General features: G+C 45.3%; 14 protein-coding genes. 3 read left to right on the top strand and 11 right to left on the bottom strand.

Features of this window, described 5'->3' with window-relative positions; genetic code table 11:
• Window positions 1–3: 3 nt before the first annotated feature.
• From ACPD8L_RS01205 to ACPD8L_RS01180, 6 genes are read right to left on the bottom strand one after another with little or no spacing between them, the layout of a single operon-like run.
• Entirely contained in the window at window positions 4–3,489 is a 3,486-nt protein-coding gene (locus ACPD8L_RS01205) for a VCBS repeat-containing protein (protein WP_423941356.1), read from the bottom strand.
• Between the two features lie 44 nt (window positions 3,490–3,533).
• A complete protein-coding gene (locus ACPD8L_RS01200; protein ID WP_423941355.1) occupies window positions 3,534–6,311 on the bottom strand; it encodes a GH92 family glycosyl hydrolase in 2,778 nt (925 codons plus the stop codon).
• Between the two features lies 1 nt (window position 6,312).
• Complete coding sequence (locus ACPD8L_RS01195) at window positions 6,313–7,812, bottom strand: RagB/SusD family nutrient uptake outer membrane protein (protein ID WP_423941353.1); 1,500 nt, start codon at window positions 7,810–7,812, stop codon at window positions 6,313–6,315.
• A gap of 11 nt (window positions 7,813–7,823) precedes the next feature.
• The gene (locus tag ACPD8L_RS01190; RefSeq protein WP_423941351.1) at window positions 7,824–10,952 is read right to left on the bottom strand and encodes a SusC/RagA family TonB-linked outer membrane protein; all 3,129 of its coding nucleotides are present in this window, start codon (window positions 10,950–10,952) and stop codon (window positions 7,824–7,826) included.
• A 13-nt stretch (window positions 10,953–10,965) separates the two neighbouring features.
• On the bottom strand, window positions 10,966–11,931 hold the full coding sequence (locus ACPD8L_RS01185; protein WP_423941350.1) for a DUF4961 domain-containing protein: 966 nt from the start codon (window positions 11,929–11,931) through the stop codon (window positions 10,966–10,968).
• A gap of 22 nt (window positions 11,932–11,953) precedes the next feature.
• Window positions 11,954–12,388, bottom strand: coding sequence for a DUF5004 domain-containing protein (locus ACPD8L_RS01180; RefSeq protein WP_293299920.1), 435 nt, complete (start codon window positions 12,386–12,388; stop codon window positions 11,954–11,956).
• Window positions 12,389–12,842: 454 nt separating this feature from the next.
• On the opposite strand from ACPD8L_RS01180, the gene ACPD8L_RS01175 reads away from it, so the two are divergent.
• Window positions 12,843–13,865 (top strand): sterol desaturase family protein, encoded by a 1,023-nt coding sequence (locus ACPD8L_RS01175; protein ID WP_423942960.1) that lies wholly within the window; start codon window positions 12,843–12,845, stop codon window positions 13,863–13,865.
• Between the two features lie 12 nt (window positions 13,866–13,877).
• On the opposite strand, the gene ACPD8L_RS01170 is transcribed toward ACPD8L_RS01175, so the two are convergent.
• A complete protein-coding gene (locus ACPD8L_RS01170; protein WP_423941348.1) occupies window positions 13,878–16,070 on the bottom strand; it encodes an outer membrane protein assembly factor BamB family protein in 2,193 nt (730 codons plus the stop codon).
• A gap of 258 nt (window positions 16,071–16,328) precedes the next feature.
• Between ACPD8L_RS01170 and ACPD8L_RS01165 the strand changes: the two genes are divergently transcribed.
• Both ACPD8L_RS01165 and ACPD8L_RS01160 read left to right on the top strand, forming a co-directional pair.
• Window positions 16,329–17,594 carry an amidohydrolase/deacetylase family metallohydrolase gene (locus tag ACPD8L_RS01165; protein WP_423941346.1) on the top strand — a complete coding sequence of 422 codons (1,266 nt, stop codon included), beginning with the start codon at window positions 16,329–16,331 and terminating at the stop codon, window positions 17,592–17,594.
• Window position 17,595: 1 nt separating this feature from the next.
• The gene (locus tag ACPD8L_RS01160) at window positions 17,596–18,825 is read left to right on the top strand and encodes an amidohydrolase/deacetylase family metallohydrolase (RefSeq protein ID WP_116219111.1); all 1,230 of its coding nucleotides are present in this window, start codon (window positions 17,596–17,598) and stop codon (window positions 18,823–18,825) included.
• Between the two features lie 51 nt (window positions 18,826–18,876).
• Here ACPD8L_RS01160 and ACPD8L_RS01155 read toward each other — a convergent pair whose 3' ends face one another.
• The 4 genes from ACPD8L_RS01155 to ACPD8L_RS01140 form a co-directional block, all read right to left on the bottom strand.
• A complete protein-coding gene (locus ACPD8L_RS01155) occupies window positions 18,877–20,664 on the bottom strand; it encodes an alkaline phosphatase (protein WP_116219112.1) in 1,788 nt (595 codons plus the stop codon).
• Entirely contained in the window at window positions 20,661–21,800 is a 1,140-nt protein-coding gene (locus ACPD8L_RS01150; protein WP_423941343.1) for an alkaline phosphatase, read from the bottom strand. The genes ACPD8L_RS01155 and ACPD8L_RS01150 overlap by 4 nt, the downstream gene beginning before the upstream one ends.
• Before the next feature lie 82 nt (window positions 21,801–21,882).
• Window positions 21,883–23,628 (bottom strand): RagB/SusD family nutrient uptake outer membrane protein, encoded by a 1,746-nt coding sequence (locus tag ACPD8L_RS01145; protein ID WP_423941341.1) that lies wholly within the window; start codon window positions 23,626–23,628, stop codon window positions 21,883–21,885.
• Between the two features lie 19 nt (window positions 23,629–23,647).
• On the bottom strand, window positions 23,648–26,902 hold the full coding sequence (locus ACPD8L_RS01140; protein ID WP_423941338.1) for a SusC/RagA family TonB-linked outer membrane protein: 3,255 nt from the start codon (window positions 26,900–26,902) through the stop codon (window positions 23,648–23,650).
• Between the last annotated feature and the right edge of the window lie 26 nt (window positions 26,903–26,928).

Genomic DNA, 26,928 nt, shown 5'->3' with positions numbered 1-26,928 from the left:
ACTTTACTTCTGTTTTGTGTTAAACTTAATCTTGGCATTCTTGGGCAATTGCACCTTTCTGGTGGATTGGGACAAATACCCCTCGCCATTATAGAATTCCATTTTTCGTTGCTTTCCATTTTCCAAGGTGATGATGCCCGATTGCGCATCCTGTGGGACCATTATCATGTTTTCCAAACCTTGGTTTATTCGATGTATCTTAAGGCTATCATTGTTGATGGAAGAAACCAACAGTTCCCCCTCTTTCCCCAGTACCCGGACCAAGGCACGGGCATTTCCATTGACAATAAAGCCAGTATTTTTTTGATTTTTTGGTTTGAAGTTTCCCCTACCATCCCCTTTTAGGACAAGTCCCAAAAAGGCATCGTTCTGTCCATAGCCCACCTCGAACTCGTAAAAGTTGCCTATAAGGATGACGTCCAAGTTCCCATCCAAGTCCACATCTGTGATGGTAGTGCCCATAATTGGCGCCCATTGGGCCTCCATGGGCAAGGGCTTTACATTGAACTTGCCCCCTCCTTTGTTTTCAATATATAGGCTCTCCAAGTTTTCTACAGTTCTCTTGATAGGGTTATCGGCCATATTGTTCAAAAGGAGGTCCTCAATCTGGACATCGGCATAGGAACGATAATTTTTATATCTACTTTTAATGGAAACCATTTGTTCTGCCAATAAATCCCTTGATGCCAGCGGGTAGCTCATCATAGCCCCATCGGGACTTAGACCGTATTGCGTGATCAAGGGGTCCACTCTGCCATCCTTGTCAAAATCCCCAACATGCAGTTCCATGGGGTATTCCCCTGATGCCCTATACACGCTATTGGTTCCTTGGTTCCCGACGATATAGTCCATATCCCCGTCATTGTCAAAATCCCCACCATTGATGCTGTTCCACCAACCCGATGAATTGGGCAATACAACCCTTTGAAAACTTCCTTTTTGATTTTTGTACAGGGTTACCGGCATCCATTTCCCCACAACCACTAAATCTACCCAACCATCATTGTCCACATCGGTCCAAAGGGCAGCGGTAACCATTCCCAATTCCTGTTCACCCAATTTTGAGCGGGTGACATCGATGAACCTCCCTTGGTTGTTTTCCAATACATAGCTTTTAGGTGACACCCCATAGCTTCCGGGAACAACCATTCCGCCTACAAAAAGGTCCAAATCCCCATCTTGATCATAGTCCGAAGCAATTACACAACCCCCACTCGTGTTCATGTTGGGCAAAGCATCTTCGGCCATGGTTAAATTCCCCTGACCATCGTTTATATACAATCTATCCTGATAATGTCCTGGCTTCATCAGCGAGAATTCGGACCCTCCACTGACCACATATAAGTCATTGTCCCCATCGCCGTCCGCATCAAACCATATGGCCCCAACATCTTCATGCTCTGCATTACTTTCAAAGGTTTTATTTTCAAAGCGTCCATCTTTGCGTTGGATATACAACTGACCTGAAAAACCATGCGAGCCTCCAATGAAAAGGTCATCCAGACCATCACCATTGGCATCGGCAACTGCAAGGGAAGGTCCATTGCTGGAAAACTTTTGCGGAATGAGTGGCTCTATATCAAAATCTGAAAAAGGGATTTCCTGATGTTCAAAAGGAATCATCTTATCAACCTTGGAAAACATTTGATTTTTTTCAACCGTACGAATCCGCTCAGATACCTCAGAAGCATCGGAATACTCTAGTGTCAATGTAGTGTCCATCCCGCCATTGGAATAGGTCTTTCCTTTTCCATCTGGCCAAACTACGATAAGGCTGTCCATTTTTTGATTTTCCGGAAATGCAAAATATAGTGAGGGTGCCACGCTGGATTGAAACCCTCTGGTGGTATAGTTCTCTGAAAACTGAACCGTACTCCCGGCATAGGCCCATACTTTTGCCCCTATCCCATTTGGATTGGTCTTTGGGCCTTTAAAAATGAGTTTTAAGGAATGTCCTCCATTATGGGAAGAGGTGTTCTCCAGTACACTGCCCTTCTCATTGATGTTGTTGGTGACAATGTCAAGGTCTCCATCATTGTCCAGATCTGCGTACACCGCCCCATTTGAAAAACCTGGGGATTCAGGGGCCCATGTAGATGAAGTGTTCATGAACTTCAACCCGTCATTGTTCTTATAAAAATAGTTTTGGAGCTTTACCTCGGGTAGCTTATTGATACTGGCCAAGTATATACTGTCCGCTTCCTCCCTAGTCCTAAACTTGAACTGCTTTCTGCGATACACGATGAAATCTAAATCGGTCATATCCTTGAGGTAGCCCGTGGTGATGAACATATCCTTTAGACCATCGCGGTCATAATCAGCCATCAATCCACCCCAACTCCAGTCCGTACTGCTAATACCCATAAGTTGGCCCACCTCACTGAACGGGGCTTGGCTTCCATTGTTCAATTGGAAGGTGTTCCGCATATATTGGGGTTGATAGCCTACACTTTTGCTGAATTCAAAAAGGTTGTGGTTGGGTTTGTTCAGCATCAGTTTCCTACGACGATTATCCGAAGGCAGCATATCCAATACCAAAACATCGGTAAGACCGTCATTGTTGATATCGGCAATGTCATTGCCCATACCATTATGGCTTTGGTGATTGAGAAGCTCCTTGGATCTGTCCTTAAAAGTTCCGTCCCCTTGGTTGATATATAGGATATCATTGGAAATAAAATCGTTGGACACGTAAATATCCGGATACCCATCTTGATTAAGGTCGCTTATCCCTACCCCAAGACCAAACCCTTCAATCGTAATACCAGCTTCATCAGAAACATCCGTAAAGACCGGGTGCCCCAATGGACCAACACCATCGTTGCGGTACAGATTGTCATTGCTTTCGGATTCCCCATTCAGTTTTCGTGGCACAGGATTGTTCATCCCGGTCATTTGGTGCATATGGTTGAGCAGGTACATGTCCAAATCACCATCCTTGTCATAATCCAAAAAAGCGGATTGTGTGGAATACGAAGCATCTGCCAACCCGTATTCCTGGGCCATTTCCTCGAAGGTTCCATCACCTTGGTTAATGTAGAGTAGGTTTTTTCGTTGTTCTGGATCTAAATGTCCAGATCTGGACACATAAATATCCAACCAACCATCTGTATTGATATCCACCATGCTCACTCCAGAAGACCATCCTTTGGACTCCAAACCTGCTTCTTCGGTGATATCCTTGAACCTTAGATTGCCTTGGTTCAGGTATAATTTGTTGGAAACTTGGTTTCCCGTAAAGAAAAGATCGTCCCATCCGTCATTATTGATGTCGCCTACCGCAACACCTCCACCATTGAAGTAGTAGATGTAGTTGAGGATATTCAAATCGTCATCCAAGGGAAGGTCATTGGAAAAATGGATCCCAGAGGCTTTGGCCGCCACTGGCTGGAAGAGGTATTCCCCCCGCTTTGTACCCTCTGTGCACGACGCACCCAAAATCAAGAGTACAAAAGACCAAATCCCAGATGTTACAATCCCTTTTTTCATTGCTGATTCCTTCTGTTTATGGAAGGTTCCTTTTTGCTATACGTTCAATCTTGAATTCCCCAATTGGTATTGGGTTCAGGCCCAAGTTGCAGGATAAGCTCCCCTCCCTTTTGAAAAACATCATGGGTAAACCAAAATGTTTGGAGCGGCTCATTGTTCAACCTTGCCTTTTGGATATAACTGTTCTCTTTACTGTTGTCCAAGGTTTTGATGGTAAACTCTTTTCCTTGGTAATAGGTTGGGTTGAGTTTTATGGTTATCTCGTCAAAAACCGGACTGGTAATTTCATATTTGGGGGTGATGGAATTGTTCCCCGTCAAGCTAAAAAGTCCCATGGACATCAACGCACTTACGCCACTCATCTGGCCTTGATCTTCATCATGTCCGCCATAGCCTTGGTCCACGGTCGTGGCACCGTAAGCCTGTTCGTTCACCCTTCTCACCCAATATTGTGTAAGCCATGGCTTTTGCACATGGTTAAAGACATGGGCGTTGGAACAGCCCGGCTGGTTGGCATAACTGACATATCCATCCGAATATCCAAATACAAAATCCTGGGGAGCTGCTTGCTCAAAAGCAAAGTTGAGTTTGTCCGATAATACATCGTTTCCACCCATAAGCTTAGACAATTCCGTAATACCGTGGGACACCGACCAGGTTCCTTGCCACGCGTTGGATTCTACCCAACCCTGACCGGATAGCAAATCCGTATGAAGCCAATTCCCCGATCGGTCTTTGGGCAATACCAGCTTTAAGTCGGGATGGAACAATTTGGACCACCCTTCAGCTCTTTTTGAAAAATAGGCATAATCCTTTGTCTTCCCCATCTTCTTTGCCATTTGGGAAAGCGACCAATCCTGAAAAGCCCACTCTAGGGTCTTTCCGGCATTATCGGGGCAGTATCCATTGGCCATATAAAACTCAAGGTCCTCTGCTGAATCGCTCATCATGCCACCGGGCATGTGATTGCGTTTCATCACTTGGAAGGCATGTTTGGGATTTGTTTTTGTCATCAAATCCTTCATGTAGGTGCTCACCAACATATTCGTTGCCGGGTTTCCTGTCATGATATAGGAATATCCGCCTGCTATGGCACCTCTGGGCAACAGTCCGCCATTATCGGCATATTGTACCAAGGAAGCCGAGAAATCATCCAAAATTTCCGGCCAAGCCAACCCCCAAACAATGTTCAGGTTCCATTGGGTAAGCCAAAGTGCATCAAAATTGTACATATTGAACCTTGACTTGCCATCCTTATCCTTGGGTAGCGTTCTTACTTTCAGGCTGGCTTTTGTGAAGGTTCCTTGGCGCTCTCCCTGGGTATAATCGGGATAATCCCCGCTGACATCGTTCAGAATTCTTCTTCCCAACAAAATGTGCCATAGGTCTGTGTAGAATTTTACCCGTTGTTGTTCTGTTCCTCCCTTGACTTCAATCTTTCCCAACTGCTCTTCCCATACCTTAAAGGCATCTTCCTTATAGCGGTCAAAGTCCCAATGGGGTGCTTCGGTTTGAAGATTTTTACGGGCGTTTTCCACGGAGGTGTACGAAATAGCCACTTTCATCTGAACCTCATCCCCTGCATTTACATCATAGGTAGCAGCAACACCGGTAGTGGGCGCATTCCAATAACTCTGGGTGATTCCAGCAAAAACGACCGAATCCCTACGGGTCATGGTATCGGAGCCTTTCATAGTGGTAATATCGCTGAATCTCTCCTTATCCTTCCATCCGTCCAAGGTCTGGAAAGGTTTATCAAACTGGATAACAAAAAACACTTTGACTTTCTCCGGTCCGCCCCAAAACCTTCCAGCTGAATCAAACGAGCCTTCCAGTTCATTTTGGCTGACTTTACGGACATCTGCATTGATCATGGTTGAATTTCCCAAATACCCTCCCAAATTGGTCAATATACTGGCCTTTTCCGCTTGGGTATATGTAAAGCGATATAGGGTAGTACGCTTGGTACTGGTCAGTTCTGTCCAAACATGATGCTTCTTTAGATACAAACGTTGATATCCCGGCATGGCCACTTCATCGTCATGGCTAAAACTGGATTTCCAACCTTGATCTCCCAAGGTAGGGTCTATGTTCCCCAACGTGGGCATGATCTGTATTCCTGAAAGGCACCAACCGTGAATCTGTCCGAAACCCAATACTTCCGTGGAATTGTAACTGTACCCTCCACCATATTGATTTTTATTGCGGGTCACGGGTGCCGCAGCTACCATTCCCATGGGGTGTGCACCGGGAGTGAAGAAAAAATACCGGCCTTTGGCCGACTCCACAAACGGATTCACCCAATGCAATGGGTTTGTGCTATCAGTGGGCGAAGCAAACACTTCCATTTCGGATAGACCAAGATGTAGCCCTTCCCCATCGGTGACCTCAAAGCGGACCCATTCCACTGTTTTTGTTGGGAACTCCACTTTCTTGGCATCGCCATTGTTGGGAATGGTGTTTACCCGAATCAGGGAACCATCGCTGAACCTTAAAACCCCTCCAGCGGTGTGCTCCTCCAAACCGGGACGATCATAAATGACAATGCTGTTGATGCTCCGTGGTCCGTCCCAATCCATTTGCAGCCAAGGTAATGTATTGGCTCCCCATGCCTTGCGCTCCCCGATGCAGGCCCATTCGCCCTGCCCATCCAAGCGGATCAATCCATCAATTAAATTAGAGGCTTCATTTCCTTCCAACTGGGATGAGACTCTCACAGTGGCTTGCTTGGCAATGTTTTCAGACGCCCAGCCCGAAAAACCACCCAAGGTCACCAACATTATGCAAACTACCTTAAGGGCCTTAAAAAAAGTGTTGTTCATATCAATAGCCTGTGTTCTGTGTCAGGTTTTGGTTAATATCCCTTTCTCTTTGGGGTATGGGAAGCAGGTTATGTCTTGCTGCCACGGGAACCCCGGGCTTGGCCTCGGTAACCTTTTCTTCCAGTTTGCCAAATCGAACCAAATCGAACCAACGATGGCCTTCCCACGTAAGTTCTTTTTTTCGTTCTTCCAGTATGGCTTCTTTGAAAGCTTCGTATCCCATTGCGGATAAATCGGGAAGAATATTGCGCTCCACCCCATCGGCAAATCTTGCCCTTTTCCGCACTTCATTGATGGCATCCAATGCAGCGGGAGTGCTTCCATTGTTCTGCTCATTCAACACTTCGGCATACATAAGTAATATATCCGCATAACGGATGAGCTGAAGGTCATTGGCCGTATTGTTCACCAGAGGCTCGGCTACCCGGTCCCAATATTTTACGATATGGGGCGCATCAAATTCCACCAACTCCCCGTTGATGACATCTTCGGTCATAAAAGTCACTTCTTTTCTTCTATCCTCATCATCAAAGGAATTGTACAGGGCCATGGTAGGTATCTCCAAGCCTCCACCATTGGGCCTACCGCCATATACCCCGCCTGGGAGTGTCCTGTAGACCAAATGTCCACCTTCCCACAGGGTGGTGAACAAATCCGTACCCTCCAAAAAGCTTATGGCAAACAAGACTTCCTTGCCATTATTGTTGGCAATTTTGAAAACGTCCGCGTAGTCCTCCCAAAGCTCAAAACGTCCACTGGTCATGATTTCTTCCAGCTTACTTTTTGCCAATTGAAGGTTTTCCCCTTGCTGAAGGGCTGCTTTGGCCATATAAGCCTTGGCCGACCAGCTGGTGGGCCGACCATTGTCCACCCCAATCTGTTCGGAGGGAAGGCTGCTTTCTGCCATGGACAGATCTTCAAAAATCTGGGTGTAGACTTCGGAAACGGATGCCCTACCCAAGAAAGCACTTGAAGTAAATACTTTTTGGGGTTCCAATTGCAACGGTACATCGCCAAAGAAACGCACCAATTCAAAATAGAGAAGCCCTCTCAAGAAATGGGCTTCGCCCAACAAATCATCTTTGGTATCCCCATCCATCTCAACGTCCGGGATATTAACGATGGCCATGTTGGCCGCGTTGATGCCCAAGTAAAGATTGGACCAAATTTCCAATGCTATGGTATTCTCTGGTGTATGGGCCATTGCAGAGAGCTGGTTGTATCCATCCCCTCTATTGAAACTGGTTTCCCCTTCATCCGACAGCAAAGCATTTGCCGTCCAATAGTTGGCAAAATATAGCCCCTTGGCGTTCAATGTTTCATCAAAAGTGGCCCCCAAATGTCCATAAATCCCATTAATGGCCAATTTGACGTCCTGCTCTGTTTGGTAAAATGTATCCTCGGTATAAAAGGTCTTCACTTCCTCTTCCAAGGCACTTTCACAACCCAAGATCAAAATCAGGGCAGCGAAGTACATTCTATATTTTTTGAATTGTTTCATGATTTTGACTTTTAAAAGTTTACGTTAAGACCCAAGAGAAAGGTCCTTGAGGTAGGATATCCCCCAAAATCCGCTCCTGCACTAAGGTTGTTGTTCTGTCCTCCAAAGCTGACTTCAGGGTCCACTCCGCTATAATCGGTAAGGGTGAACAGGTTCTTTCCCGTGAGATAAAATCTAAGTTTGTTGATTTTCATCCTGGACAAAAATTTACCCGGTATGGAATACCCCAAAGTGGCCGATTTTAATCTCAAGTAAGAGCCATCCTCTACATAATGGTCGGAAAACACAATGTTCCGAGGACCATCCGCGGCCCTAGTGTAGGTATTGCTGGGGTTGTTCGGGGTCCATCTGTTTGAAAAAGCCTCCAACAATACATTTCCTTGACCATTTAAATTTTCAAGGTTGATCCTGTTGAAGTTGGCTATTTCATTGCCATATACCCCTTGCATGAATATATTAAGATCCCAGTTTTTCCAAGTAATGGTATTGTTTATCCCAAAGGTGTATTCTGGAATGGGATTTCCGATGAAGGTCCTGTCATTATCGGCATCGATGACCCCATCTCCATTTAAATCCTTATACTTTCGCTCTCCGGGGGTAAAGGTGTCCGTTGCAAACCTTGGGGTTGTAGCAGGGTCATCATCCAATTGAACGATGCCATCCGAAACATAACCGTAGAATGCTCCAATCTCGCCACCTTCCACAAGCAACTGCCAATTGGTAATACCCAGAATCCCAAAGCCTGTTGGAATATTATCCAAGCCGGCCAAATCCAAAATCTTGTTCTTGTTATAGGCCCCGGTCAGGTTAACGTCCCAATTGAACTTCCCCTTGAACATTTGTGCATTGATGCCCAATTCAATTCCTTCGTTACGCACACTTCCGGCATTGACCACACTTTGGATATATCCGGTTTGTGAGGGTACTTGGAGGTTCAGCAACAAATCTTCCGTATTTTTTCGGTATCCGTCAATAGTGAATCCCAATCGGTCATTGAAAAATCCAAGGTCCAGACCAATATTGTATTGCTCGGTACGCTCCCATTTAAGGGCACTGTTGGCCGGTGTACTGGGCAATTGCCCCACCACCTCATTATCATTAAAGGAATGATAGGTAGGCTTGAATGTGGATTGCGCGGAATAGGGTGCAATGGACTCATTACCTATGATTCCGTACCCCAAACGCAGTTTTAGATAGAGTCCCGAGTCCTGAAGAAAATCTTCTTCCGAAACATTCCATGCGAAAGCTCCTGATGGGAAAAATCCATATTTATTGCCATCCCCAAATTTGGAGGAGCCATCAACCCGCGAAGTGGCCGTAAAGATGTACTTGTTGTCCAAAATATAGTTGACCCTTCCAAAATAGGAAATCAATCTGGATTCTATGATGTTGGAACTGACCCCAGGGTTCAATCCAAGTCCCAAGTTGTTGGAACCAAAATTTTCCGTTGGGAATCCCAAGGCATTCCCTGAAAGGGATTCAATGGTGAAATCTTGCCACGAAGCCCCTACCAAGGCATTCACACGATGTCTATTGTTGAAGGTATTGGTGTAATTCAACGTGGATTCCGCCAAATAGCTGGTGGCCGTATTCTTGGCTTGGGCCGCAAAAGCCCCTGGTGAATTTCCAAAATCGATTTCCTCGGTCCTAAAATAAAACTGTTCGTTGATGTTTAAATCCACACCCAAAGTAGTCTTCAACTGTAGATTTTTGGCCACATCCCATTTAATGGCCAAATTGTCCAATATCCTTGTGGCCTTACCCTTGCTTTCCGATAGATTTTGATAAGCCACTGGGCTTGGAAAATTAGGAATCTGTTCTTGGATGTTGCTTACTTCGTTCACAAAGGTTCCATCGTCCTGAACAATGAAATTTCCTTTGGTATAATTCCCTTCGGGATCGAAAACAGGCAATAGGGGATTGAATTGATATGCCCCCGTAATGGCACTACTGGCAACCTCTACCCCTCCTGTGGTCTCGGTCCTGGCCGTATTGAAGTTGGTCCTGTTCAAACTCAAGGAGTTCTCAATGGACAATTTTTCCGTAGCCTTAAAATCGAGGTTTACCCGAAAATTGTACCGTTTAAAATCGGTTTCAATAACCACTCCTTCCTGATCTAAATACGACCCGGAAACAGCATACTTGATATCTTGGTTCCCTCCCTTTATGGAAAGGTCATGGCTTTTGGTAATGGCCGTCCTAAAAATTTCATCCTGCCAATCGGTACCCACTCCAAAAGAGGTTGGGTTTGTATAAAACCTAGGGTCTCCCGAACCATTGTACCTGGACTCATTCACGTAAAATGCAAATTGTGATGCATTGAGCACATCCAGCTTTTTTATAACCTCACTGACCCCTAAATAGGTGTCGTAATTGATTTGGGCATCCCCGTTCAATCCTCTTTTGGTGGTAATTATGATGACCCCATTGGCCCCACGGGAACCATAAATGGCGGTAGCGGAAGCATCCTTCAACACATCTATGGAGGCAATATCGTTGGCACTCAAGGTAGAAAGGGCATTGATGGAAGGCCCCTCGGCCACACCTGCTGAAAGGTTGTCACTGTTGTTGTCCACAGGAAAACCATCGATTACATATAAAGGTTCATTACTGGCATTGATGGAACTACTTCCTCGAATCCGGACAGAAGTGGCACCCCCGGGTTGACCCGAAGTTTGGGTCAATAACAGTCCCGAGACCCTTCCTTGTACAAAGTCATCGGCGGTAGTGGAACGTACCGACTCCAAATCCTCGGATTTAATGGTGGCAATAGACCCCGTAAGATCTTTCTTGGTCGTGCTTCCATAACCAATGATGACCACCTCGTCCAATTCGTTCACATCCGTTTTCAAGGCCACATTGATGGTTCGTTGTCCGCCCACCGGAACTTCTTGGGAACTAAACCCCTGATAGCTGAAAACCAAGGTTACATCCCCACTCGGGACTTCCAAGGTATATTCTCCATCAAAGTTGGCGGAGGCACCAATGGCCATTCCCTTCACCACTACATTGGCCCCGGGTAGCGGAAGACCATCGTCCTCTGCGGTGATCACCCCTTGAATGGTAATATTTTGTGCAAAGGCCATAAGATTGCCAAGCACCAAAAAAATGACAACAAGGCCTTTTGTTCTGTTTTTCATAATCGTCATGTTTTTAATTCGTACAGTTGGCTATTAGTTGAAAGTCTTCCCCGGTATCTGGATTCTTGACCTCGACATCTCCATTTTCATTGATAAAACTGAAGGTGATATCCGCAATTTCCTGACTTGGCAAAGCATTGAAAAGTTGTCTGGGCCATATGGATATTTCCCATTGGTCATTGCCGGTACTGCGCATTTTGGTGATACTGGCGTTATCGCACACCTCAACAGCTTGTCCGTCTATAACAGCTTTGGCACAGAGATATACATCAGTAGCCCCTGAAAGCGCTGTTGGTGATCCTTCGGGTCCCTTTGTGGCATCAAACCCAATATGGATAATGTCATCATACGTATATTCCGCCGGTTGAAAGGTCACTGGAAAGGGAAGTGGACCACAGAGGTCTATCAATGGATTGGACCCTCCGGTCACTTCCATGCAAGGGGTGAACCTTATATCGGTCTCTCCCGCAGTGATGCCGTACCCTGAAGTTCCCACAATATATCCCAGTTGTGTTTTAAGGTTATCGGTCCCGACATCCATGGAAAGTTGGATCTGTCCGGAAAAGTTTACGCCATTTGCACCGGATACCGTTTCATCGGAGATGAACACCACCCACTCTACCAGACCATAATTTTCACCGATTCCGGCAAGATCCATAATGGGAGTAGCATAATCCGGGTCGGCACCATTGGCCAGTCGCATGGTCCCATTGCCATTATCAGAAGTATAGGAAGCCGTGGCATTGGAAGCTATGTCCCAAGCCTCAGGAGCCAAAACGCCAAATATAATGTTGTGGGCCGCATCTTCGGCAGGGGCAACATCAACATCTATAGTGATGTCCATTCTCTCTCCAATACCCATGGAAGAGGGTTGATTTACATTATTGATGGTAATGCACATGCTCAACAACAAAAACAGTAGAAACAGTGCTTTTGGCTGAAACAGGATGCGTTTTAGTTTGTATAGTTTGTTTTTCATTTCAGTGCATGTTAGTTTCTGGTTATTTGCTCAATCGGTATGTATATGTATTAGAGGTACAGCCCATTGGAACTGTCACTGTAAGCTCATCCCCACCAGAAAGCACTGCTCCCTGAATATCCAGGCTTGTACCATCCGAAAAATTGATTTTGGTAGGATATACAGGATCATCAAATGACCAGCTCCCACTCGCCTGCTCCAAAGCAAAAGGTGTTGTTAGATTGGAAAGGGTATACGAAGATGGTATCCCGTTTTCATACGATAATTGCAGGGAAAAGGATTGAAAATCCATAAGATCGGTGATATCGTTCCCATTCTGGAGCACTTGGTCAATCTTCCAGTCACCATCAATGTTGGTGACGAACTCGGTAAACCCTTCGGGGTTTTGTTCTGGGTCGTCATCACAACTTAATACAGCCATGACCGACAGTAATAAAATCAATCGCAAACATTTCATAAATACATAGTTTGAAGGATAGTTTAGTTAACGGTACACTTTGTTGAACAAGTCATCAAATGAAAATGGGAAGACCGAAAGCATTGAATCGACACTTCCTTCTTCCCATCATCCATTTTTAGAACTAAACACAACAACTCAAATAATTCTATTAAAATATCATCTCTTTTACCCAACCCGGCCCATCTTTGGCCAATCAAAAATCAGGTACATTATGTTCATATGTTCATACATATATTCAAATATAGATATTTATTGCATGTTGCCAAAAAAAATGTTTCTTTTTTGTCAATTCATTATTATAGTAACCCTTGAATTATTGATAGCCCAAATATGGCACTTATAGCAAACTCTCGTTGGTACGCCCCAATAGAACCAATAAAACGTTTTCGTAAACCGTTTACTTATACACATGTTCATATGTTCATACATAAAAATAGTATATTTGAACAAAGTGAAATACGACCAACTTATGGATTTCTTGAATGCAGTTTTTGAGGAAATAATGAACTTTTTGGGCTTCACCAGCATACTGGAAGCCTTAAAAACAGAAAACTACGCCTTTTTCAAAAGTTTTGATGGTATCATGTCCTGTGTCTTCCTAGCGCTTCCCATTTTACTTTTTGTTGAGTTCTTCATTGTTTTTTTCAGGGAAAGGGAACAATTAAAGACGTACAAAGTAAACTTCTTCATCATTGTCTTTAATAGGGTGATTGGCCGTATTCTTTCATTGGGCACCATTGTGTGGTGTATCGGTTTCTTTCAAGAATATGCACCTTTTCAGACCTCTTACACTTGGTATTGGTTCATTTATGGATATGTAGTCTGGGAATTGGGCAGTTTTATCTATCACTATTTTGGCCACAAAGTTCGTTTGCTCTGGTGCCTCCACTCCCCGCACCATGCGGCGGAGACCATGAACTTATCCGTAAACCATGCGCATTTTTTTCTCGAGTTCCCGTATGCTGATTTTATCCGCACCGCAACATGCATGCTCCTTGGAGTTGACCCAAAGCTGTTCTTTTCCATTCTTTTGCTGGATATTACCTATGCCACTTTTATCCATGTTGGTGAGCATGTACTGCAAAAAGGACGTTTAGGGTTCCTTGGAAAACTTATTTTAACTCCTTCACATCATCGGGTTCACCACGGTAGAAATCCCCTGTATATGGACACCAACTTCTGTAATCTCTTGAACATTTGGGATAGGGTTTTTGGAACCTATCAAGATGAGGAAGACCATCTTCCCATCCAATATGGCATAACCCGTGAGATGGATTCAGGAAGTTTCTTTGATGTATATTTTGGTGAATTCAAAGCACTCTACAAAGATGTGATCAATGCTCCAGGCCTAAAAAACAAAATATTATATCTGTTCATGCCCCCGGGATGGAGTCATACGGGTGAACATCAAACCGCTAAACTCGTGCGCAAAAAATATTTGGACCTTCAAAAAGAAACCTTCCATATACGCTAAGCTATGAGAGGTTCAATTTTCCCCACCTTCGCTTTCAGGTAATGCAAAAGCCATGATATACCCTCCTGGCTCATCCTCGTTTCCTGCCAGGGAAATGACCAAATATTGCTTTCCATCCATCATATAGGTACTGGGAGTGGCCGTTCCCGATGCGGGAAGCAAGGTTTCCCAAAGCAGTTCCCCACTATCCTTGTCGAAAGCAAATAGTTTTTGATCGTGGGTTCCCGTCACAAACACAATTCCACCAGCGGTCACAATGGGTCCGGCCGAACCTCCCGTTCCCGTTATGGGTGCTCCTTCCTCTTGCAGGTCAGGATAGTTTCCCACCGGAATTTTCCACTCATACTCACCAGTGTTCAGGTTAATGGCGTTCAACATACCCCATGGTGGCTTAATCCCAGGTCTGCCTTCGCTGTCCCTGAAATACCCATAGGCCCGAATGTTCAAATATCTTGGTAGGGTATCCTGCTGTTCCTCAGTATTGGCCTTTTCATTGGCCTGCACTTCCTTAAGCCAACGATCCTCCCGTCTGGACCTTGCATTTTTTTGCTCGAACAGATACGCCAAAATAGCTTCTTCCTCTCCGGGAAGTACACTGGAAAACGAAGGCATTTTCCCGGCACCGTCCTCGATTTTTTTCAAGACTTCCCCACGATCCATCTTCATTTTCAAGCCCAAAAGTGATGGATAGTCGGGTTCCTGTCCATTTTTATCGGCTCCATGGCAACTCAAACAAAAATTCTTGTAAAACTGTTCCCCTTTTTCATACAGTGAAGCGTTTTCATCTTCGCTTTTCGTTTTTTCCACTCTTTTCAACATACTGATTTCAGGGGAATCATTGGATTTTACGTACAGTACACCCGTATTTGGGTCGTAAGCGCCACCGCCCCAGCTTGAACCTCCCCTGCTGCCCGGAAACATAAAGGTTCCTACGGTATCGGGCGGTGTGAAGAGTCCTTCATAACGATATGAATTGAATTCTTTCAACAAGGAATCGTGGGATGCTTGGGAGTAAAAACTTAAATCGTCCACGGTGATGGATTGCCTCGCATAGGGTGCGGGCTTAAGCGGAAAGGGCTGGGTGGGCCACGCGTATTCCCCCGGTATATTGGATGCCGGAACCTCCCTCTCTTCCACGGGATACAAAGGCTCTCCAGTTTCCCTATCCAACACATACAGAAACCCCACCTTGGAAGTTTGTGCTACGGCATCCACTTTTTTTCCGTCCCGCTCCAAGGTCACCAAATTTGGAGGTGCCGCCAAATCGTAATCCCATAGATCATGATGAATGGTCTGAAAGTGCCATATATACTCCCCAGTTCCCGCATCAAGGGCAACCACACAATTACCAAACAAGTTCATACCCACCCGGTCGGCACCATAATAATCATAGGTGGGAGATCCCAAGGAAACGAAGACCATGCCCCGCTTTTCATCCACACTCATACCGCCCCAATTGTTGGCACCGCCTGCATACTTATAGGCATCTTTGGGCCACGTATCATAGCCGACTTCTCCAGGCTTGGGAATGGTATGAAACTTCCATTTTAAAGCGCCAGTCCTGATATTATATGCCCTAATATATCCAGGTTCAGCGCCATACAGCTCAGAGACCTCGGTCCCCATGATCAACAGGTCACCATAGACAATTCCGGGCGATGTTGGGATAACCGAAATGGCGTCTGGGTCGCCCCTGAGTCCAACATTCATACTGGCCTTACCTTCTTCTCCAAAGGACAGAACAGGCTTTCCTGTCTTTGCATCCACAGCAAAAAGCTGGTCGCCCGCGGTAAACAATATCCTTTTATCGTCGCCATCTTCCCAATAGGTCACTCCCCTACTCACCCCTCCACCAGTTCCTCCATAGAAAGGGTCAAAAGACCACACCATTTTTCCCGTGTCAGCTGCGAGTGCATACAAACGGTGTCTGGCCGAAGTGGTATACATGACCCCATCCACTACAATAGGATTGGATTCATTCCTGGAGAATCTGGTACCCTCCTGGGCATCCATGGGTCTAAATGTCCATGCCGGGTTCAACTTTGAAACATTTTCCTTATGTATCTGTTTCAATGGAGAATAACTGGTACTGGCATTATCCGCCTTGTACATACTCCATGTCCTTTCCGTATTGGTGTTTTCCCCACATCCCACACCCAACAACTGCAAGAAAAGGGTAAATCCAATGATTTTTTTAGTTCTCAATTTTACGCTTGTTAAAATGGTTGCTTAAAGATAGAGTTCATATCTTCAACATTAGTTATTTTTTATGTACTGATGCCATTACGACCTTCAAATATGCATCTTGTTTCCAACGACATAGCAAAACAAGAGTATAGGGTAATGCCCTTTTCAAGTGTACTATTATATGAGCTGGAAAAGCAAAAGAACCTTTTTGTCCTCAAACGCTTTCCCAAGCTGCAAAGCCATATATCAACAGATTCACTAAACCAACTAAACCACATGAATTTCCACACCAACCTAAACCGACTGCGTTTCTTACTTCCCATATTTTTATTTGCCATCAGCTTGGGGCTGCATGCCCAAGAATATGATCTACTTCTGAAAGGAGGTCACCTTATTGATACGAAAAATAACATCAATACCCCTATGGATATAGGTATCAAGGATGGAAAAATAAAAAGTGTAACCAAGAGCATATCAGGGAAAAAGGCTGAAAAAACCATAGATATTTCGGGGTATTATGTCACTCCTGGCCTTATAGACATGCATGTCCATGTATTTATGGGCAACCAGTTGGATGACTATATTGCCAATGCCCAGACCAGTGTAATGCCAGATGGGTTTACCTTCAGGTCCGGGGTAACCACGGTCGTGGATGCAGGTTCATCAGGTTGGCGAAATTTCCCTTTGTTCAAAGAACAGACCATAGACAAGGCCAAAACACGGGTATTGGCGCTTCTCAACATTGTAGGCCATGGCATGAAAAGTAGGTTTGATGAGCAAAACTTAAGCGACATGAACCCTGAGATGACGGCTTATTCCATCACAAAACTCTATCCCGAAATTTTAGTTGGCATAAAAGCGGCCCACTATTGGGGCGGTTTTGATCAAGTGGATTTAGCGGTCGAAGCCGGTAAAAGGGCCAACGTCCCCGTAATGGTCGATTTTGGTGAGCATGACCCACCCAACTCCATAGAATCTCTGTTCATGGAGCATCTCCGTCCTGGGGATATCTTTACCCATACCTATTCGTATGGACCAACACAACGTGAAACCATAGTGGACGAAAATGACAAGGTGAAACCTTTTGTCTTTAAGGCTCAGGAGAGGGGTATTGTTTTTGACGTGGGCCATGGAGGCGGTGCATTTTCTTGGCGTCAGGCTGTACCTGCATCCCAACAAGGGTTTAAGGCCAATGTGATCAGTACCGACCTACATACCCAGAGTATGAATGCCGGGATGAAGGACCTCAGCAATGTTCTTTCTAAATTTATGGCCATGGGATTCTCATTGGAAGATGTTATTGCCCGAGCCACTTGGGCACCTGCCCAGGTCATCGGAAGGACAGACTTGGGGCATTTGGATGTTGGGGCCGAAGCCGATATAGCCGTGTTTAGCTTACGGGAGGGCGATTTTGGCTTTTTGGATGTGCGTAGAAATACCCTCAAAGGAAATAAGAAACTGGAGACCCAACTTACCCTTCGAGCAGGTAAAGTTGTTTGGGACCTTAACGGATTGGCTGGAACGGATTTTAGCAATAAGTAGTATGGACAGCTATTTCAAGGTCATCTTCGGGCTTATTACAACTCTGCTGATTTCCAACATATATGCCCAAGAGGTTGATTTACTACTTAAAAACGGACATGTTTTTGATCCAGCGAACCAGGTGGACACCATTGCCGATGTTTCCATTTTAAATGGACGAATCGCGGAAGTTTCCCAAAATATTTCCAGCGAAACGGCCAAAGTGGTCGTGGATGCGACTGGGCTGTTTGTAGTCCCTGGTTTGATTGATACGCACACCCACGTTTTTGTTGGCCCCGAGGCGAAAAAATTTGCCAATGGAATCTACAGTCTATCCCCTGACGATTTCAGTTTTAAGGCAGGGGTCACCACGGTAGTGGATGCCGGAACCTCCGGTTGGCGAAATTTCCCCCAATTCAAGCAACAGGTCATTGACCATGCGAAGACCCGCATACTGGCCTTTCTCAATATTGCAGGTCATGGTATGACCGGAGATGAACTTGAAAGCGACATCAGTGAAATGAATGTGGCCAAGACGGTGGAAATGATCAACCAATATCCCAACACCATCGTTGGCATCAAGATTGGGCATTACAATGGTAAGGATTGGACTCCCTTTGAACGTACTATTGAGGCTGGGGAAAAAACCAATCGCCCCATTTTTGTGGAGTGCCATCTCCCCGAATATACCTTGGAAGATCAGTTGGCCCATATGCGGCCCGGGGATATCATCACCCATACTTTTGAACACATCTCGGAACGTAAGCCCATTGTAGATCAAAATGGTACCGTTTTGCCTGTGGTAATGGAAGCCAAGGAACGCGGTATTCTCTTTGATGTGGGACACGGAGGTGCCGGCTTTTGGTTTGATCAAGGTATTCCGGCCATAGAACAGGGCTTTTGGCCCAATTCATTTGGTACGGACCTACACAGGTTCAGCATGAATGCAGGAATGAAGGATTTCCTCAACGTCATGTCCAAGTTCCTGAATATGGGGATTCCTTTAAAAGAAGTGTTTAAACGTGGGTCCTGGTACCCTGCCAAAGCCATTGGACGCAACGATTTGGGTCATTTGGGTGTGGGCGCTGTGGCCGATATAGCCGTACTCCGACTTAGAAAAGGCTCGTTTGGCTATATCGATGCCCGCAACAATTTGCTTAAAGGCGACCAAAAACTGGAAGCGGAACTCACCATAAAAGATGGCAAAATTGTATGGGATTTAAATGGACTGTCCGCAAAACCTATCGATTAGGTTATTGAAACCGTATACCATTCCATCATTTTAAAGTTACTTTCTACGGCTTTATTTTCCATTTTCAGCAGCAATGCCCAAAGCCTCCAAAATTTTATGATGGATGTCCGTATTCTCATAAACCCCGCTAAAATTTTGTGATTGGGGACCATATGCAAATAGAGGTACCAAGATTCCCGTATGATCAATGGTCAAGAAATCCCCTTGGACCCTTCCTTCTTTCATATTTCCTCCCACAATTCCAAGACCGGAGGTTTCATGATCCGCGGTGATGACCACCAAGGTGTTCCCATGGGTATCGGCAAACTCCAAGGCCTCGGCAATGGCTTGGTCAAAATCCAACATTTCCTCCACAATATCCCCAATATTGTTGGAGTGTCCGCCATTATCAATTTGGGCACCTTCCACCATTAGAAAAAAGGGCTGTTCCTTAGCACTTAATGCATCAAGAGCTTTTTTAACTGCCTTGGGAAAAATAGCTCCTCTGCCTGAGGTAGCAGAAGGTACTTTATTGCTTCCCAAATAGATTGCTGTTGGTTCATGCAGAGTTTCAAAACTTTCCAGGGATTGGGTCTTAAACTTTTTTTGGATGGTATTTTCTTGATTTTGCCCTCCAGAAATAAAGAGATCAAGTGGGCTCTCATTTAAATCAGCTACCAAACCTTCGGTATCGTCCCGCTCAACCCGATGGGCAAAAAAGGAAGACGGGGTTGCCCCATAAATGGCATCGGTAGTTACAATGGCTGTATTAAAACCTGCGGTACTTACCTTATCCACAAGATTGGTAAGAACATCTCCATTGGAATCGACCCCAATGGCCCTGTTATTTGTCTTTACCCCAGTTGCCATGGCTGTTGCCCCCGCCGCGGAATCGGTGATCAAATCGTCATGGGAAGCGGTCTTTACCAAGCCAATCTCCTTGATTCCTGTCAGTGTTAAGTTTCCTTGGTTAGCCACCATGGCGGCTGTTATTTGCGCCAATCCATTACCATCGCCAATCATCAAGATCACATTGGTGGGTTTTGCCCCTGTTGTGTACCCATACTTGGGTCGGTACACCGAAATGGGCGTTTTCTTGTTGTAGGTGTTGGCTTCCAGATTGGTCAAATATTGTTGGGCCAAAGCAGGTTGATCGGTGTTGATGTAATCCACCCCTAGTCTCGCCAATCGAGCCCAACCCGTCTTGGTATCGGGTGAAGCCCAAAAACGGAACGGTTTGCCCACTTTTTTGGCTTTATTGATGGCTGCTTTCACGGCTTCCAAATCAGGTTCTGTCATTCTTCCATACCCATTCCAAACCGAATAGTTCTTGAAGCTCGTGCTGACCAAGGCCACTTTATTTAAATCAATATGGTCCAATTCATCCAGATTCTGATGATCAAACCAAATGAAACTGGGATACTTCCCATAATCTTCTGGTTTGGGTCTATTCCCAGAAATCACAAAACGAACCTTGTCCGCTTTAAGGAGTTGCGGATAGCCCTCCAAGACTTCCACCAGTCTCTGCAAGGTGGCGTAGGCTTCAGATTTTAAATCGATGAGCAATTGAACATCTCTTAAATTCCCTGATTCCTGCAGTTTTTGAAGTCTATCCAGATAAAGTGTTTGAAAAGTTCTTCCTTCCACAATTTCAGCTTCGGCATGGGTCACGTAAAGGCTATTGTTCTTTAAGAACAAATCGGTCTCAATGGATGCCGCGCCGTTGGCATAGGCATACCAGAAAGGCAATTCTTGGGCATAATCGTTGTGCGAATGTACTTTGTAGGTGGTTTGGGCCTTTATCGTGGTGTTCAGAAACACCAAAATGAGAACAAGAATTGCCCGTGTTATTTTTTTCATTGCGTTATTGGTTTTTGGTGTAATGCCTGCTGAATCTTATGAAAAATCTCATTGTTTTCGTAGATGCCCTGAAAGTTTTCGGAACCCTTGCCCTTGGCAAATACGGGAATCAATTCCCCGCTATGTTGGTCCGAGTTGAAGTACACAGTGACTTTTTCGGGAACTTCTTTCTTTTCTCCTGTACTTTCGTCGATGTCATAAAACTTACCGATGCTTACTCCTCCAGTTTCATGGTCTGCGGTGACCACCAACAAGGTGTTGGGGTGCTTTTCCACAAAATCCAAAACGGTACCCAAGGTCTTATCAAAATCCAAAACTTCGGAAACCATCATTTCGGCATCTTTGGCGTGTCCTCCCCAATCAATGTACGATCCTTCCACCATCAGGAAAAAGGGTTTTTTCTTCTTTTCAAAATAGTCCAAAGCCATGGAAGTGGCATCGGTCAAAAACTCTTTCCGTCCTTCAATTTTGGATGGAATCCCTTCTTCGGCCAGAATATAGGCATTGGGTTGGTCCAGAACCACCTCCGAAAGTTGAAGGGTGTCCAAATGGTAACCTTGCTCCTCAAAAGCAGTAAAAAGCTCTTTTCCATCCACACGGTCACGGAAAAACTTCTTTCCTCCCCCTGCAATAAAATCCACCTTGGCCCCAACCAACTGTTCGGCAATTTCCTCATGCATATCCCGATCTTTTACATGGGCATAGAAACTGGCCGGAGTGGCATGGGTTATGGTGGTCAAACTGATAAGTCCGGTCTGGTAGCCTTGCTTTTGTAACTGTTCCAACAAGGTTTCCTGAGGAATGGTGTCAACAGAGACCCCAATGGCCCTTTTATAGGTTTTCTGCCCTATGGCAAAAGCAGTGGCCCCAGCTGCTGAATCGGTTATACGATAGCTCTTATCCGAGGTCTTATGAAAACCGATCTGCTTAAACCTAGAAAAATTAGGCGTGTCCTCCCCAAAATAATAGGCTGTGGATACTTGCGGAACTCCCATTCCATCACCAATCATTAAAATAACATTTAGGGGCTCTTCCTGTTCCGTACTCTTGGCTTCCTGTTTGTCCGTTTCTGTTTTGCAAGCCATGCCCATCATCAGCATGCCCAACAATACTCCTCCTTGAACTGAAAATCTCATCTTCACATTTTTTAATTCTTACAAAATGGGAGCGGCAAGAGGTAACCCATCTTGCCGCATTCCCTAAAAAACACTGCTGATATCAATAACCTTGGTTCTGTTCCAAATATCCGGGTGCATTGGATGCCCCATCTATGGCATCTTGTGGGATAGGGAACAATCTGTGATTCACATCACTATCTGTTTTCTCTGTCCAAGAATCCTCATAACGACCAAAGCGGATTTGATCGGTACGTCTAAATCCTTCCCAGTATAATTCAAAACCGCGCTCACGGAAAAGTATGTCCAAATCCATGGAGCCCAATGCTTCCGGTGTTTGCTCTGGGCGGGCAGTTCTGGAAGTCCTTACCATATTCACATCGGCCAGGGCACCGGCACTGTCACCTTTTCTCAATTTGGCCTCGGCGCGCATCAAATAGATCTCTGCCAAACGCATCAATACCAAATCCACGCTGCTGTAGTTGTTTCCATTGGGAGAAGTATGGCTAAATTGATACTTGGACACTCGATATCCATTACGGTGCAGTCTACCTTCGTTTGAAAAGTCGACCTCCAAGGTATGGCTTACGTAGTCCACATCCTTATCGGGTCCGTTTCCTTTGGTTTGGATGACGGGGTAGATCCTATAACCTTCATCGCAGGTATAAAACGAACCATTTTCATCTTTTCTTGGACCCCAAATCACACCGCGGACAATTCCTCGGTTGATTTCAAAATCCTCGGCAGAAATGCAATAATAATGATCTTCATCATTCTCTGGGCTAACCCCGGTAAGGTCTTGCAACGCTTCTGGAATCATCTGGTTCATTTGATAAAAACGTGCATCTGCCTCCGCAGGGTCGACATCTCCATAGGCATCTACCCAGGTTTGGTAAAAATCAGAGGTGATGGCCGGACCATCGGTACCATCTGCGCTGGGATGCTCCGGTCTTGGAAACCAAGATCCCGCCAACGACCAATAGGCCCATCTGCTGTGCTCATTCTTCATGACGCCTCTTTGGTCCAAGGCAAAAATCAACTCGGGATTATCATGGTTGTCATCATTGAAAAGATCAAAATATTCAGGTGACAATGAGAATGCCCCAGAATTGATGATATTGTTGGTATAGGTAATGACCTTGTCCATATCTTCATTCGTGAAGCTCGGGGTACCGTAAGGATCACGATATACGGCAGAATTGAGGTTCAAGCGGGCCAAAAATCCCCAAACGGCCGCTTGGGTAATGCGTCCCGGTCCTTTGCTAGTATCAATGACATCCACCACGGAAAGAAATTCACTCTCAATGTAGTCAAGGGCTTCCTGCCCCCTTAAAATCTCGGAAAGTTCCTCGGAGGTTTCTTTTTTGAACACCAATCCCCAGCTGTCCAGGGTAAGCATGTTCAAATACGCCCTTAGGGCGATCATCTCATTAAGGGCGCCTTGGGCCTCGGTATCTCCGGCTTCGGCAAGCGGGCGCAATACTTCCATAGCGGATAGGGTTCGTGAAATATTCTTGGTCACCTCGTTCCATGAGCTGCCCACCAAATCATTGCTCGGTGCAATATCATGGGCATGGGTCTCGATGAACTTCCCACCATCATACCAGTCGGTTCCACCACGGTATGGCAATATGGCCTCATCTGCAGCAATCAATTGTAGCCCATAGTAGTTGGTATGCCTCCAGGTCCAGGCAATTTGTCCATAGGCCGGTGCTATGGCCCCACTGATCAACTCTGCCTGTCCACTTCCCTCAAGGGATTCGTCAATGACATCTTCCTCCAAATCGGTGCAGTTCACATTGGCGAACAAGCCAATTCCAAAAAGTGCGATTATAATTTTATTCTTCATCTTGAAGTGTGTTTTTAAATTAGAATGATACGTTTAGGCCAAATACAAGAGTCCTTGCCTTGGGGTAATTGAAGTAATCTATCCCGAAAGTCTGGATGCCGTCAATGGTCAAGTTGGAATTGATTTCTGGGTCAAATCCACTGTAGTCCGTGATCACAAACAGATTCTGTCCTGTAATGGTGAAGCGGATGGAATTGATCAAGTGGTCCATTCCTATCAATCCAGGTTTTAGATTGTACCCCAAAGTGGCGTTGTTCAACCTAAGGAAATCACCATCTTCCAAGTATCTGGTAGATACCGTATTGGAGTTGGTAATGTCTTCATTGGAGAACTGGGCGGCCAAACTTGTTGTATTGAAGTTTGATGCCAACAAACCTTTTGTGAACATGGACATGGCCGTATGGTTGTACACCTTGTTCCCGGAAACTCCGTTGAAGTTCAACCCTAGATCAAAATCCTTGTATTGGAAGTTCAAGTAGAACGCATACACAATGTCTGGAAGGGCACTGCCCACAACGGTACGCTCATCGGACAAAATACTCAAACCATCAGCACCTATTCCCATAAACTCTTGCATATAAAATGATCCTATGGATTCCCCATTGATATTTCCATTGATTGTCGCATCGGTCTGCCCTGCACCTTGTGCAGCCCCTGTGGTCAACACTTTATAGGGCGAATTCTCCACTTTATTGTTGGTATAGGCAATGTTACCTCCAATGTTATAGGAGAAGTCCCTGTCCCTATCGCTGCTATAATCCAAGGCAAACTCCAAACCGTTGTTCTTGATTTCCATATCAGGAATATTGGTCCAGTATTTATCCGTAGGCTGTACTGGATCTGCAGGAGTTACCTCAAGCAAAATATTCTCAGAAACCTTATTGAAATAATCCAAGGTACCGGACAATCTGTTGTTAAACAGACCGAAATCTAGACCTATGTTGGTTTGGGCCGAAACTTCCCATTGAATATCCGGGTTGGCCAAACGGGTAAAGATGGTTCCATATGGATAATCCTCCAAGGAACCCTCATCCCCGTTGATGGGATAGGAATCATTATCATCCTTACTATCCGTATAGCTCAACTTGGTAATCTTGGAAGGAATCTCCTGATTTCCTGTTTTACCCCAACTGGCCCTTAGTTTTAGATTATTGATAGCGCTATTGGTACTCAAAAATTCCTCGTTCATGATGTTCCAACCCAAGGCTACCGAAGGGAAATAACCGTACTTGTTATTGCCCCCAAACTTGGAAGAACCGTCTGCCCTCATGGTCGCTGTCAATAAATATTTGTTGTCAAAACCATAATTGATACGACCAAAGAACGACTGGAGTTCATTCTTGGTGGCATACGTATATAAATAGGTCTGGGTGCTTTCCCCGCTGATTTGATCTTGGTATTTTGGATCAATGCCATTATCGGCAAAACCTTCCAAATCAAATCTTTTTTGATGAACAAAGGTTTCTTGATAGGTCTGCCCAGCCAAAAATGTTAGGTTATGCTTTTCCGTAGCATAGTTGTAGGTCAGGGTATTTTCCACCAAAACATTCTTGTTGGTGGTGTAATACGAGCTTAATCCTCCATTGATGTAATCTTCCAACAAGGAATATGGTCTTTGCTGCACATCCCTCTCAGTGGAAGAATAATCAACCCCCAAATTCAACTTATAGGTAAGTCCATCAATAATTTCAAACGATGGGGCAATATTGGTCAAGATACGGTGGTTGACCGCATCATCGCTATAGATTCTTTCGCGCGTCAGCGGATTCAACCTATTTTCCAACAACGTGGGTTCCCCATTGGTATATACGGGTAAAGTAGGGTTCAACTGGAGCATATCGCCCACAATTGACCTTGCATCGGGTCTTAGGTTTTCCGTTCTACTGGCGGTCATGTTGAATTCTATTTTCAACCGATCGTCCAATGCCCTTTGGGTAAGGTTCAAACGCCCAGAGTAGCGTTTAAGATTGCTGCCTCTCAAGATCCCTTCCTGATCGTTCACCCCAAGTGAAGTATGGTACGAAAACTTTTCATTGGCCCCACTCATGGAGAAATTGATGTTCTTGGAAACCCCGGTCCGGGTAAGCTCATCCTGCCAGTTGGTATTGGCTCCTCCATCATCCAAGTTTCCACCAGCAGCCACCACTTGTCTGCGGAACTCATCGGCCCCAAAGACGTCTACCTCGTTGGCCAATGTGGAGAATCCTGTGGATACACTCAAGTCCATTTGGGTTCTTCCCGCTTTTCCTTTTTTGGTGGTGATCACAATTACCCCATTGGCCGCCCTGGCACCGTAAATGGCCGCTGCGGAAGCATCTTTCAGTACATCAATGCTCTCAATATCTTGGGGGTTGATAAAGTTTAAAGGGTTAGAAGCAATTCCAGTTCCCGAATTGTCCAGCGCAAAACCATCGATTACATAAAGTGGTGTTGTACCGGAACGGAGACTACCCACACCTCGGATGATCACATCCTGCGCTGCACCGGGTTCGCCACTGGTGTTGGATACATTCACCCCTACCACCTTACCTTGTAGCAATTGCCCAGGGTTGGCTACGATTCCTTTATTGAATCCTTCGCTATCCACAGAGGCAATGGAGCCCGTAACATCCGTCTTTCTCTGGGTACCGTACCCTACCACCACCACGGCTTCCAACTCTGTGGCATCCGGGCTTAATTGAATATTGATGGCAGTACGGCCATTGACGGCCACCTCTTGGGGTTTGTACCCCAAATAGGAAACCTCTAGGGTGGCATCGCCCTCTACATCTATGGAATAGTTACCGTCAAAGTCTGTAATGGTACCATTGGCGGAACCTTTTTCAACCACGGAAGCCCCTGCCAAGGGAACTCCATTTTCATCCATGACCGTACCGGTTACCGTAATGAATTCCACCTCAATCACCCTCTTTGGGGCTTGGGGTTTCACATCAATGGAAATGGTATGGTTTATCCTTCTAAAGGTAAGGTTGGCGTCTTTCGCCATCAACTCCAGCACAGAACGCAACGAAACGCCCCGATAGGCAATATCATAGGTTTTTTGCAACCTTTTTACCTTTCTGTCGTACACAAAGGTAAATTGGGTCTGTTCCTCAATCTGTTTCAACACTTCAATGACCGATGCATTGTCTACAGCAAGGTCCACCTTAAAATCAGACAATTCTTGCCCTCTGGCATCCGCCGCCAGCACCGGATTCAACAGTGCCAGTACAATCAGAAAGCAAAATGTGTGGAATGTCAACTTGATAAATTGTTTAATAGTTAGTGAATTCATAATTTCACATCATGTTTAATGGTTAT

Source organism: Flagellimonas algicida, from assembly GCF_049629585.1.
Lineage (GTDB): Bacteria > Bacteroidota > Bacteroidia > Flavobacteriales > Flavobacteriaceae > Flagellimonas.
This window is presented reverse-complemented; position numbering and strand designations above follow the sequence as displayed.